Genomic DNA, 13425 nt, shown 5'->3' on the forward strand with positions numbered 1-13425 from the left:
ATCATGACAATCAATATTATATATTTTACTTAATGGCAAACTTTCGGTAAAGTTCAAATTGAACCTATATATATAATTCCTATCGAATTAATCTATGTTTATATTCCTTGTGAGGTGGATATCGTTGCAACTTCATGTATTGAACAGTCCGTTTAGTCAGCAGCAGGCAGACTTGCTTAATCAGCTGCTTCCGACTTTAACAGATCAACAAAAAATTTGGCTTACCGGTTATTTATCAGCACAGGCAGCTCTAACCGGATCAGAAACAGCTACTCTAGCCCCTTCTCCTTCTGCCGCAGTACCTGCGCAGCCTGTCAGTAAAGATGTGACCGTCATTTATGGCTCACAAACAGGTAATTCCGAAGGATTAGCGAAAAAGACAGCGCAGCATCTTGAGGAGAAAGGTTTTCAAGTGACGCTCTCTTCTATGTCAGATTTTAAACCAAATAATCTGAAAAAAATACACAATTTACTGATGATCGTCAGCACACATGGCGAGGGAGATCCGCCTGATAATGCCCTTTCTTTCCATGAATATGTCCACGGTAGACGTGCGCCAAAGCTTGATCATTTAAGCTTTTCTGTTTTATCGCTAGGCGACAGCTCCTACGAATTCTTCTGTCAGACTGGAAAAGAATTTGATGAGCGCTTCAAAGAGCTTGGCGGAACGCGCCTGACAGATCGAGTGGATTGTGACCTTGATTATGATGAGCCGTTTTCGGAATGGCTTCAAGGGGTGACATCGTCACTTAGCGAAGGTGAAGCCGCAGCCTTCCCGCAAGAATCAGCAGGAGAGAGCAACCAAACAGCAGCTACTGAATACTCAAGAACGAATCCTTTTTATGCGGAAGTTCTTGAAAATATCAACCTAAATGGCCGCGGCTCTAACAAAGAGACCCGCCATTTGGAGCTTTCATTAGAAGGATCAGGACTTGTTTATGAACCGGGTGACAGCCTTGGAATTTATCCAACAAATGATCCTGCGCTTGTTGATGAACTGATCACGACATGTGGATGGAAATGGAATGCAGACGAAGCCGTAACTGTTCATAAAAACGGTGACACTCTTCCTTTAAAAGAAGCACTTACCTCACATTTTGAAATAACAGTATTAACAAAACCTCTTCTTCAAAAGTTGGCGGACTTGACGAAAAATGAAGCCCTCCATGCCCTTTTAGAAGAAGGAAATGAAGAAAAGTTAAAAGCGTATTTAGCAGGAAGAGATTTAGTCGATGCTGCGCGCGACTTCGGTCCTTTTGAAGGAACAGCCGCAGACTTTACTGCGATTTTAAGAAAAATTCCTGCCCGCCTTTATTCGATTGCAAGCAGCCTGAAAGCGAATGAAGAAGAAGTTCACTTGACGATCGGTGCTGTGAGATATGATGCGCACGGGAGAGAACGTCAAGGTGTCTGCTCCATTCTATGTGCAGAGCGCTTAGAACCAGGTGATACGCTGCCTGTTTATATTCAGCACAATCAAAACTTTAAGCTTCCTGAAAACCCTGATGCACCGATCATTATGGTGGGACCAGGCACAGGTATCGCCCCTTTCCGTTCGTTTATGCAGGAACGAGAAGAAATCGGTGCAAGCGGAAAGTCGTGGTTATTCTTCGGCGATCAGCACTTTGTGACGGACTTCTTATATCAAACCGAATGGCAAAAGTGGTTAAAAGATGGCGTCTTAACGAAAATGGATGTGGCTTTTTCAAGAGATTCAGAGGAAAAAGTATATGTTCAGCATCAAATGAAGAAGCAAAGTAAAGAATTATTCGAGTGGCTGGAGCAAGGTGCGTATGTATATGTTTGCGGAGATGAAAAGCATATGGCGCATGATGTGCATCGTACCCTTCTATCGATTATCCAAGAAGAAGGAGCGATGAGCAAAGAGAAAGCAGAAAGCTATCTAGCTAACTTGCAGCAGCAAAAACGCTATCAGCGCGACGTATATTAATGGACTTGATGCTTGAAAGAAAGGAGCTTTTACTTACATGGTGAAGACAGCATTAACAGCGCCGGATGGACCTCCGAGCGACGTAGAAGAAATCAAAGAAAAAAGTGATTATTTACGGGGTACGTTAAAAGAAGTAATGCTTGATCCGATTTCAGCGGGAATTCCTGATGATGACAACCGCCTGATGAAACATCACGGCAGTTATTTACAGGATGATCGGGACCTCAGAAATGAACGGCAGAAACAAAAACTTGAGCCTGCCTATCAATTTATGCTGCGTGTACGCCTGCCTGGTGGAATCGCCACATCTAAGCAGTGGCTAGTGATGGATGAGCTTGCTCACACATACGGAAACGGTACGTTAAAGCTGACTACTCGTGAAACCTTTCAGCTTCACGGTATTTTAAAATGGAATATGAAAAAAACCATTCAAGACATTCATTCTACTATGCTTGATACAATTGCTGCTTGCGGCGACGTGAACCGGAATGTCATGTGTACATCAAACCCCTATCAATCAGAAGTGCACCATGATGTTTACGAGCTGGCGAAAAAATTAAGTGATGACCTGCTTCCGCAAACAAGAGCGTATCACGAAATTTGGCTTGATGAGGAAAAGGTTGCGGCAACGCCAGATACAGAAGTTGAACCGATGTATGGCCCGCTTTATTTACCAAGGAAATTCAAAATTGGTGTGGCGGTCCCTCCTGCTAATGATATTGATGTCTTTTCGCAGGATTTAGGCTTCATTGCGATCATCGAAAATGAGCAATTAATCGGCTTTAATGTCGCAATTGGCGGCGGAATGGGTATGACTCATGGTGATACAGCGACCTATCCTCAGCTTGCAAAAGTAATTGGCTTTTGTACACCGGAACAAGTTGTAGAGATTGCGAAACAAGTGATTACTATTCAGCGTGACTACGGAAACCGTTCCGTGCGAAAAAATGCCCGCTTTAAATATACAGTGGACCGCCTTGGTCTTGAGAATGTAAAAGAAGAGCTGGAGCGCCGCCTCGGGTTTGCCCTTTTAGGCGCAAGAGATTATCACTTTGATCATAATGGGGACCGCTATGGCTGGGTAAAAGGCATCAATGGCAGATGGCATTATACGATGTTTGTAGAAGGCGGACGTATCACAGATTATGATGATTATCCGCTGATGACAGGCATTCGTGAAATCGCAAAAATTCATACGGGTGACTTCCGCTTAACAGCGAATCAAAATTTGATCATTGGAAATGTCACTTCTCATAAAAAGAAACAAATCGAGCAGCTCATACAGGAGTTCGGTTTATCAGCTGGTCAGCAGCACTCTGCACTCCGCCGCAGTTCAATGGCCTGTGTTTCTCTTCCAACATGCGGCTTAGCAATGGCAGAAGCAGAACGCTACCTCCCGCGCTTGATTGACAAAATTGAAGAGATTGTCGAAGAAAACGGCTTAAGTGATAAAGAAATCACGATTCGTATGACTGGTTGTCCAAATGGCTGTGCCCGTCATGCGCTAGGTGAAATTGGTTTTATCGGCAAATCACCTGGCAAATACAACATGTATCTTGGCGCTGCGTTTGATGGCAGCAGATTAAGTAAGCTGTACCGTGAAAATGTTGGTGAGGAAGAGATTTTAAACGAGCTTGGCTCTCTTCTCCCCCGCTATGCAAAAGAACGAGAAGACCGAGAACATTTCGGTGATTTTGTTGTTCGGGCAGGGATTGTCAAAGAAACAACAGATGGCACGAATTTTCATGTGCAATAGAAAAAGACAGGACACTCTCCTGTCTTTTTTTCAGCCCTAGGAAGAACGAGTACCGGCACGCAGATCTGAACACCGATGCGAGGGCTCTTGTTTACACGCTGTTCTGTTTCCGTTTCAAGTACTCGCAAATGCTTTTGTACACATGAGGATTGTCTAAAGAAGAAAGATCTGATGAAGGCTGCTGTTCATAAGCTCCTTTTAATAGACGCCGGACGATTTTTCCGTTTCTTGTTTTCGGTAAAGCTGAAATAAGATGAATTTCCTTTGGCGTGAGCGCTTTTCCCGCAAATGAACCAACATGTGATTTGAGATCTTGAATCAGTTTTGATTCGTCACAAGACTGCGGGCTGGTCACGATGAAGCATACGAGTGCCTCCCCCTTCACCTCATCCTTTACCCCAATCACAGCTGCCTCGTGTACTGCCGGATGACTGACAAGAATGGATTCAATTTCTGCTGGACCGACACGTTTTCCTGCTGTATTAATGACATCATCCGACCTGCCAGTGATATGAAACGTGCCATCCTCTGATTGCACCACCCAATCACCATGTGTCCACGCCCCATCAAATCGTTTGAAATACGTGTCTTCATAACGCTTAGGATCTTTCCAAAACCCACATGTCATGCCAACCCATGGCTTTTTCACAACGAGCTCTCCTACTTCATTTATGACGCTCTGACCTGCTTCATTATATACATCAGCTGCCATTCCTAAAATCGCCGCATTAAAAAGGACTGGTTTAATTGGGCGAAGCAACGTACTTCCTACAATTCCGCCTGAGACTTCTGTTCCTCCCGAATAGTTTAGAATTGGAATATGCTTATGACCAATTTTATCAAAAAGCCATTGCCATGGTGCTTCATTCCATGGCTCACCTGTAGATATGATGGCTTTGACATGCGGCAGCTTTATACCTGCAAGATTTTGCTGCATCGCAGATCGAACAAACGTAGGTGAAAGGCCAAAGTGGGTGACCCTTTGCTTGTGAATGAATGACCAGAGGTGCTGTTCATCTGGATAATCGGGTGCGCCGTCATATAAAACAATCGCAGCTCCATTGATCAAGCCGCCAAAGACGAGAAATGGCCCCATCATCCAGCCCATGTCTGTGAGCCAAAACAAGCGGTCTCCTTTTGCAACGTCCATACAAAGACCGGCATCAAAAGCTGCTTTTACAGGGAATCCTGCGTGTGTATGAACCGCTCCTTTTGGCGTACCAGTCGTTCCAGAAGTGTATAAGATCATGAGAGGCTCTTCATTTGTGAGATAGGTCGGTTCACTTATCGGGTCTTCTTTTAACAAATCGTTTAACCTAATATCTCCTTCATATTCAGTGTCAGAGGAGGTGTGTACAATAACGGTTTTGACGGTCGTGGTTTTGCCTATGGCTTCTGCTGCACATTCCCGCATATTGATCTTCTTCCCGCGGCGCGTCATGCTTGAGCCTGTGACGACAATGGCTGCACCTGACGCACGAATACGTACGGCAAGAGGCTCGCTTCCATATCCAGAGAAGACGGGGCTAAAGATAACGCCAATTTTTGCAAAGGCTAGCATGACAGCTACCGTTTCAGGAAGCATCGGCATATAAATGACTGCCACATCTCCTTTTTGAAGCCCATTCTTCAAAAAGCCAGCAGCGAGGCGATTCACCTTTTCCTGAAGATCGAGATACGTCCATCTCCTCTCTTCGCCCATCTCGTTTTTCCAAATCACGGCTGGCTGATGCTGCGCTTCTTCGTTCTCTGCCCATTTGTCCACGGCCGTTTCGGTTATGTTGAGTTGGCCGCCTTTATACCAGTTTGGCCACATGAGTGAATCTTGACCTAATGCGGCTTCATACGGCATCTTCCACTTGATACCGACCGCCTTTTCAGCTTCTCTCCAAAACCAATCGGTACGCTCGATACTAGCTTTGTAGAATGCATCATAAGTAGAAAAACCAAGCGAGTGCATCCATTGGTAAAGACGTGTCTGTTTGATCATTTGCTCTTCCGGTTTCCATACTGGTTTCAGGTTCATCATGAGGATGCCCCCCCCCCTTTAGACCGGATAGACCGGATGTTTTCGTCTTGTAAATGTCATCTCTTTTGAGGAATAGGCTTGTAATCGATGACAAAGCTCATCTCGCAGGTGGTCGAACGGGATGACGCCGTCGACAATCATTTCAGAAGCAAGCTCATATATATTCATATCTTCTTGATATTCCTTGCGTTTCTCTTGGATAAATGCAGCTCTCTCTTCAGCAGGCAATTCGGCAATCTTATTTGCATAGACAGCATTTACAGCCGCTTCTGGCCCCATGACAGCAATTTGCGCTGATGGAAGAGCAAGACAGCAGTCTGGTTCAAACGCTGGTCCTGCCATTGCATATAAACCTGCACCGTATGCTTTACGCACAATGACCGATATTTTCGGAACGGTTGCCTCTGACATAGCGGAGATCATTTTCGCCCCGTGCCTAATAATGCCAGCTTGTTCCACTTTTGTTCCGATCATAAATCCCGGTATATCCGCAAGGAAAAGGAGCGGGATATGAAAGGCGTCACATAGCTGAATAAACTTGGCAGCTTTGTCAGCTGAGTCATGGAACAGCACCCCGCCTTTTACCCTCGGCTGGTTGGCAATAAGACCGACAGGCTGCCCGTTCATGCGGCCAAAGCCTGTGATCAGCTCTGCGGCAAACAGTTTTTTGATTTCAAAAAATGATCCTTCATCAATGAGTAAATCAATGAGCTGATACATATCAAAAGGGGTATTTTGCCCTTTAGGAATAAGATCTTGGATGGTCCTCTCAGATGCTTTAGGTGCTTTTGCGGCTGCCAGTTTTGGTTTTTCTGTATAGTTGGCAGGCATGTAGGTTAAATAATCGCGAGCGATTTGAATGGCTTCTTCCTCGGTTTTGGCTAAAATATCACCACATCCTGATATGCTGCAGTGCATGTTTGCCCCGCCCATTTCTTCAAGTGTTACTTTTTCTCCAATCACCATTTCGGCCATTCTCGGAGAGCCTAAATACATCGAGGCATTCCCTTCGACCATCACAACGATGTCACAAAAAGCAGGAATGTAAGCACCTCCTGCCGCAGAAGGACCAAATAGTAAACAAACTTGCGGGATACGTCCAGACAGCTTCACTTGGTTATAAAAAATGCGTCCCGCTCCTCTTCTGCCTGGAAACATCGCAATTTGATCGGTGATTCTAGCACCCGCAGAGTCGACTAAATACAGCATTGGGCAGTTAAGCTTTTCTGCTGTTTCTTGGATTCTGATGATTTTTTCGACCGTTTTGACGCCCCATGATCCAGCTTTGACAGTAGAATCATTTGCCATAACGCATACGGTTTGCCCATTCATCCGCCCCGTCCCTGTAACAACACCATCTGCTGGTAAATGCTCATCTTTACACTCGGCAAACATCGCATCCTCAATGAACGAATCCTGATCTAATAACAACTGGAGCCGGTCACGGACGAACAATTTTCCTTTTTCTTTGTTTTTTTGATGGTATCGTTCAGCTCCTCCTTTGACAATCCGCTGTTTTTTCACTTCATATTCTTCAATCATGCCCATTCCCCTTTCTTGCTAGTTGCCTCTGTATTGAGGCGTTCGTTTTTCTTGGAAAGCTTGAAGGCCCTCCATTCGATCTTCTGTATCAATGAGCCGGACATAGGCTTCGTATTCCTTCATCAAACCTGTACGCAGATCATGATCAAGACTCATTTGAATCGCTCGTTTCGCTTCTTTTAAAGCAATTGGGCCGTTTTTGGCGATTTGTTTTGCGAGAGAAATGGCGTCATTCATAAGGGAATCTGCTAAAGAGAGGTGCTCAATTAGTCCAATTTGAATGGCTTCTTCAGCTTGTAATGACGCACCTGTGAAAATGAGTTCTTTTGCTTTACCGAGTCCGATGAGACGAGGAAGCCGCTGCGTCCCTCCTGCCCCTGGTATGATAGCTAGTCCTGTTTCTGGCAGACCGAGTCTTGCTCCGGCTCGTGCGATGCGAATATCACAAGCCAGTGCGAGCTCAAGTCCTCCGCCGAGTGCGTGTCCATTCATGACGGCAATGACAGGTACAGGAAGGGATTCAAGTTCTGTAAAGGTTTGCTGAATTGACAGAACTGCCGCTTTTGCTTCTTCTTCTGTCATCAATCGTCGCTCTTTTAAATCAGCACCTGCGCAAAAAACGTTAGAACCAGCTCCTGTCATGAGCAGGCAGCGGATGCTTTCGTCATGTTTGATTTCTTGAATGAGTTGATTGATCTCCTCAAGCATCGCAGCAGATAGGGAATTTGCTTGTGCTGGTCTGTTTAAGGTCATGATTCCAATCTGTTCATCTTGTATCGTAAAATTGACCAATGATGTCATGTCATATTCATCCTTTATGAAGTAGTATGAGAGTGAAAAGCGCGTAAACAATGACTAGGCAAGGTTCGATTTACTTTTGATTCGATCCATTCTGCCGCTTTTATCAATGCTGGAAAATCGATATTGGTTTCAATTCCTAGTTTTTGAAGCATATGCACGACATCTTCTGTCGCGACATTTCCACTAGAGCCAGGCGCATATGGACAGCCGCCTAGCCCGCCGCTTGAGGCGTCAAATGTGGTGATTCCAGCTTTTAATGCCGTATAAATATTGGCAAGACCCATCCCTTTCGTATCATGAAAATGAAGAGCGATTTTATCAGCAGGAAAACGTTCAAGTAAAATGTCTAAGCGTCTTTCTACTTGAAGCGGATGGGCTTCTCCAATGGTGTCGCCGAGTGATATTTCATCAATGCCATAAGAAAGTAGCATATCCGTTAACCGCAACACTTGATCCATCGGCACTTGATGTTCATAAGGGCAGCCAAACACGGTGGAAATATATGCGCGTGTCTGTTTTCCTGCTACTTTTAAATCAGCTGTCATTTGTTTGATGACAGGAAGTGTTTCGTGAATGGATTGATTCATATTCTTTTTGTTATGTGTTTCACTCGAGGAGATAAACATAGCGCCTGTGTCAAGATTTGCTTCAAAAAAGTGAGCTAAGCCTTTTTCGTTAGGAATGAGTGCTGCATAGGTGATGTCGCCTCTTTTGTGTAAGGATTGGGCTAACTCTTTGGCGTCTTTTAAGGCTGGGACCCATTTAGGATGAACAAATGAGGTGACTTCAATATAAGGAAGCCGGGCTGTTGTGAGCAGTTCAATCCATCTTTGTTTCTCACTTGTGTCCAGCCAAGTGGATTCATTTTGCAATCCGTCCCGCGGGCCAACCTCCCTAATAAGTACACGCTTTGGTAATGCCATCTCGCTTCCCCCTATTCTGTCAGCTCTAGAAGAACCTCCCCTTCATCGACAAATTCTCCCTCTCTTTTATACACTTTGCTGATGACACCTGCCTCTTCTGCCACTATTGGAATCTCCATTTTCATTGATTCCAAGATAGCGACCTCCTGCCCTTTTTGCACTTCATCGCCTTGTTTCACAAGAAGCTTCCATAAGTTTCCCGCCATTTGTATCGTGACCGTTTTCATGAACGGTTCCCCTCCCTTTTTTTCATGAGAAAATCGGTTGTGATGCTGCCATGTAAGAAAGTAGATGATTCAGCCATTTCCCTCAAAAGCGGTAAGTTGGTTTTGATCCCTTCTATTTCATATGCTTGTAACGCCTGTTTTAATCGTTCTATTGCAAGTTTTCGTGTATCACCGTAAACGACCATCTTCGCAATCATTGGATCGTAATATGGGGTAATGACGCTCCCGCTTGTCACACTTGATTCATGGCGTATATAGGGAGCTTCTGGTATAGATAGCCGAGTGATTGTTCCTGGTGACGGATAAAAGGTGACGGGATCCTCCGCATAGATTCTGACCTCGATGGCATGCCCGATTTGATGAATGTCCCCCTGATTGAAGGAAAGCGGCTCTGATGCAGCGATTTTCAGTTGCTCCTCGACAAGATCAATACCTGTAATTTCTTCTGTGACAGGGTGCTCTACTTGTAATCTCGTGTTCATCTCTAAAAAGTAAAATTGTTGGTTTTGATCGACTAAACATTCAATTGTCCCTGCATTTTCATAGCCAATGGCTTTGGCTGCTTTCACCGCCACCCGTCCCATCTCTTGTCTTACGGATTCATCGAGACAGGCAGCTGGTGCTTCTTCGATGATTTTCTGGTGTCTTCTCTGGAGTGAACAGTCGCGCTCAAATAAGTGAACCCCGTGGCCGAATGAATCAAAGAGGACCTGGATTTCAATGTGCCGCGCGTCTTCAATGACCTTTTCCATATAAAGCGTCCCGTCGTTAAAAAAACTTTGCGCTCTTTTTTGATTTCCCTCAAAAGCTTTACGCAGCTCCTCATCATTTCGGACAAGCTGCATGCCGATACCTCCGCCTCCGCTTGATGCCTTGAGCATGATCGGATAACCGAGTGACTGCGCTTTACTGACTCCTTCTTCTGCGTCATGGAGAGGTGCTGAAACGCCAGGTACAATGGGGATTCCCGCATGATCCATCGTTTTTCTCGCTTCAATTTTATTCCCCATGCGCTGAATGACCTGTGCAGATGGACCAATAAAAGCGATTCCTTCGCTGCGGCAGCGTTCTGCAAAGGCGGCATTTTCTGATAAAAGGCCATACCCAGGGTGGATGGCGTCTGTATTTGTCTGCTTGGCTACCTCGATGATCACTTCCATGTTTAAATAGCTTTCAGATACTTTTGCACCTCCAATAAGATAGGCGCTGTCTGCTTCTTGCACATGAAGTGCATGCTGATCTGCCTCTGAATAAACAGCCACGGTGTTGATCCCGAGCCTTTTACAAGTCCGAATAATTCGACGAGCAATTTCGCCTCGATTGGCGATCAATACTTTTTTGAACATCGCTGCCCTCACTCCTTTATTAGATCAAGTGCCTGTTTTTTCAGACGAAATTTTTGAATCTTCCCTGAGGCGGTCATCGGATACTCGTCTGTGATGAAAAAATATTTCGGAATTTTGTAGCGTGCCATTTGTGACTGACAGTAGCTGGTTAATGTCTCAATCGTCACCGTGCGACCTTGTTTGAGCCGAATGAATGCGGCGGCTTCTTCTCCGTAAGTCTCGTCAGGAATACCGACGACCTGTGCATCAAGAATGGCTGGATGCGTGTAAAGAACGTCTTCAATCTCTTTTGGATAAACATTTTCCCCGCCTCTAATGATCATATCTTTCAGCCGTCCTGTGATTTTCACATAGCCATCCTCATCCATCTCCGCTAAATCTCCTGTATGAAGCCACCCGTCCTCATCAATGACTTCATTTGTGGCTTCTTCATTTTTATAGTAGCCTTTCATCACGTGATAGCCTTTCGTGCACAGCTCGCCTTGTTCTCCTCTTGGTACTTCATATGGGGTACCTGGGGCGGTGATTTTTACCTCGATGTGAGGAAGCGCCCGTCCGACTGTTTGAACCCGCCTTTCAAATGAATCATCCGTTCTTGTTTGGGTAATGACAGGCGAGCTTTCAGTCTGGCCGTAGGCAATCGTGAGCTCCTTCAGACCCATTTGTTCAATGACGGCTTTCATCACATGGGATGGGCAAAGAGATCCTGCCATAATGCCGGTGCGTAATGTGGACAGATTGTACTTGTGGAAATTCGGATGATCAAGCTCTGCGATGAACATTGTCGGGACGCCGTGAAGAACCGTGCACTTCTCTTTTTCCACTGTTTGAAGGACTCGCTCTGGGTGGAAAGATTCAATTGGAATGATCGTGCCACCTTTTGCGAGACAAGCAAGTACGCCAAGAACAGACCCAAAGCAATGAAAGAACGGCACGGGGATACACATGCGGTCTTCACGGGTGAGCTTCATGCAATCTCCGATTTGACTGGCATTGCAGACGATGTTTGTATGGCTGAGCATGACACCTTTTGGGTAGCCGGTTGTCCCTGACGTATATTGCATATTAATGACGTCATCAGGCGTTAGCTCCTCCATTCGTTTCTCCCATTCATCATCCTCCGTTCTTTTGGCAGCAGCTTGAATACTGTCCCAGCTGCGCATGCCCTTTGGCGTGTGCTCGCCAATATAAACGACACTTTTTAAATATGGAAATGCTGTTGAAGTGATCTCGCCCTGATGAGCTGTTTGGAGCTCTGGGATGAGGTCTTCAAACATTCTGACATAGGATGTCTCTTTAAACCCGTCTACGATAAACAGCATGCTGCTATCAGAGTGCTTTAGTAAGTAAGCGAGTTCTTGTGATTGAAAGTTCGTATTCACGGTGACAAGAACGGCTCCAATAGAAGCGCAGGCGAATTGCAGCATGAGCCATTCAGGTACATTGGGTGCCATAATGGCGATATGATCTCCTTTTTGAACGCCTAATGCCATAAGACCTTTCCCTGTTTCCTTGACCTCTTTAAAAAACGCTTCGTATGAATAACGTAATGAACGTTCTGGATACACAATGGCTTCATGTGCTGGGTGCTGCTCCTTTTTCTCTTTTAATAGGGAGCCAATCGTTTGTGGATGAATCGACATCATGAATTTCCTCCTCCACCAATAGTAAGCGTTTTCATAACAGAATTAAGCTAACAATTGTCTTGCGATGACTAAACGCTGAATTTCAGAGGTGCCTTCTCCAATTTCCATGAGCTTGGCATCTCTCACAAGCCGTTCTACCCCGCACTCTTTCATATAGCCTGTTCCTCCGTGAATTTGGACAGCATCAAGACTTGCTTTTGTCGCCATTTCTGAAGCGAAAAGCTTGGCATAGGCAGCTTCTTTTGTAAATGGCTTGCCATGATCTTTCAGCCAGGCGGCTTTCCACACCATTTGTCTAGCGAGTTCTATTTGCATCGCCATATCTGCCAGCTTAAACTGAATGGCTTGGAAGGAAGAAAGGGTCTGCCCAAATTGCTTTCTTTCCTTTGCATAGGATAGTGAGGCATCAAGTGCAGCCTGCGCGATGCCAACTGATAAGGCAGCAATCGAAATTCGCCCCCCGTCTAAAGTGTATAAAAATTGCTTGAAGCCTTTGTTTGGATCTCCTAATATATGATGAGCTGGTACACGTACGTTGTCTAAAATAATTTCAGCTGTATCTGAACCGCGCACCCCCATTTTGTCGTATGGATTTGTAATGGTCAGCCCTTTTTGCCCTTTTTCTACAATGAAGGCGGAGATGATCGGGCGTCCGTGCTCATCATGATCCGTGACCGCTGTGACGATAATGGTTCTGGCAAAATTGGCGTTTGTGATCCAGCACTTCTCCCCGCTGATCACATATTCTTGTCCGTCTTTGACCGCTTTTGTTTTCGTCCCTTTAGCATCTGATCCTGCATTTGGCTCTGTTAAACCGAAGGAACCGAGTGCTGTTCCAGATGCCAGCGGGACGAGGTGATCCATTTTTTGTTCCTCTGTACCGAAATAATACAGCGGGCTTGCGCCTAAGGAAACGGCCGCGGCATAGCTAAGACCTGTACTGGCACACTGTTTTCCGATTTCTTCTACAGCGAGCGCATATGAGATTGTATCTCCTCCTGAGCCTCCGTATTTCTCTGGAAAAGGAATGCCCATCAAGCCGAGCTCCCCCATTTTTTTAAAAGTTTGGGCTGGGAATATAGCCTGTTCATCAATGGTTTGAGCGAGTGGTGCAATTTCTTCCTTGGCGAATTCTTTGACCATCTGCTGAATCATTTGTTGTTCTTTCGTTAATTCAAAATCCATCATGTTTCCCCCTTTGGCT

Annotated in this window: 10 protein-coding genes; 2 read left to right on the forward strand and 8 right to left on the reverse strand. The window is 45.3% G+C overall.

The window, feature by feature from the left end:
* Positions 1-124 precede the first annotated feature (124 nt).
* Positions 125-1951 (forward strand): assimilatory sulfite reductase (NADPH) flavoprotein subunit, encoded by a 1827-nt coding sequence (locus MHH41_RS09065; RefSeq protein WP_340866183.1) that lies wholly within the window; start codon positions 125-127, stop codon positions 1949-1951.
* A gap of 37 nt (positions 1952-1988) precedes the next feature.
* On the forward strand, positions 1989-3707 hold the full coding sequence (cysI, locus tag MHH41_RS09070; RefSeq protein WP_251190449.1) for an assimilatory sulfite reductase (NADPH) hemoprotein subunit: 1719 nt from the start codon (positions 1989-1991) through the stop codon (positions 3705-3707).
* Between the two features lie 91 nt (positions 3708-3798).
* On the opposite strand, the gene MHH41_RS09075 is transcribed toward cysI, so the two are convergent.
* From MHH41_RS09075 to MHH41_RS09110, 8 genes are read right to left on the reverse strand one after another with little or no spacing between them, the layout of a single operon-like run.
* Positions 3799-5736, reverse strand: coding sequence for an AMP-binding protein (locus tag MHH41_RS09075; protein WP_340866187.1), 1938 nt, complete (start codon positions 5734-5736; stop codon positions 3799-3801).
* Between the two features lie 18 nt (positions 5737-5754).
* Positions 5755-7278, reverse strand: a complete 1524-nt coding sequence (locus tag MHH41_RS09080) for an acyl-CoA carboxylase subunit beta (protein WP_268460089.1) — start codon at positions 7276-7278, stop codon at positions 5755-5757.
* 18 nt (positions 7279-7296) lie between these two features.
* Positions 7297-8079: an enoyl-CoA hydratase gene (locus MHH41_RS09085; RefSeq protein WP_137055664.1), complete on the reverse strand. Its 783-nt coding sequence runs from the start codon at positions 8077-8079 to the stop codon at positions 7297-7299.
* Positions 8080-8093: 14 nt separating this feature from the next.
* Entirely contained in the window at positions 8094-9002 is a 909-nt protein-coding gene (locus MHH41_RS09090) for a hydroxymethylglutaryl-CoA lyase (protein WP_212046639.1), read from the reverse strand.
* An 11-nt stretch (positions 9003-9013) separates the two neighbouring features.
* Positions 9014-9229, reverse strand: coding sequence for an acetyl-CoA carboxylase biotin carboxyl carrier protein subunit (locus tag MHH41_RS09095; protein ID WP_050944834.1), 216 nt, complete (start codon positions 9227-9229; stop codon positions 9014-9016).
* A complete protein-coding gene (locus tag MHH41_RS09100) occupies positions 9226-10575 on the reverse strand; it encodes an acetyl-CoA carboxylase biotin carboxylase subunit (protein ID WP_050944833.1) in 1350 nt (449 codons plus the stop codon). The genes MHH41_RS09095 and MHH41_RS09100 overlap by 4 nt, the downstream gene beginning before the upstream one ends.
* 8 nt (positions 10576-10583) lie before the next feature.
* Positions 10584-12221: an AMP-binding protein gene (locus tag MHH41_RS09105; RefSeq protein ID WP_340866190.1), complete on the reverse strand. Its 1638-nt coding sequence runs from the start codon at positions 12219-12221 to the stop codon at positions 10584-10586.
* Between the two features lie 42 nt (positions 12222-12263).
* The gene (locus MHH41_RS09110) at positions 12264-13406 is read right to left on the reverse strand and encodes an acyl-CoA dehydrogenase family protein (RefSeq protein WP_340866191.1); all 1143 of its coding nucleotides are present in this window, start codon (positions 13404-13406) and stop codon (positions 12264-12266) included.
* Positions 13407-13425 lie beyond the last annotated feature (19 nt).

The organism is Bacillus sp. FSL K6-1145 (assembly GCF_038003425.1).
Classification (GTDB): Bacteria; Bacillota; Bacilli; order Bacillales; family Bacillaceae; genus Bacillus; species Bacillus pumilus.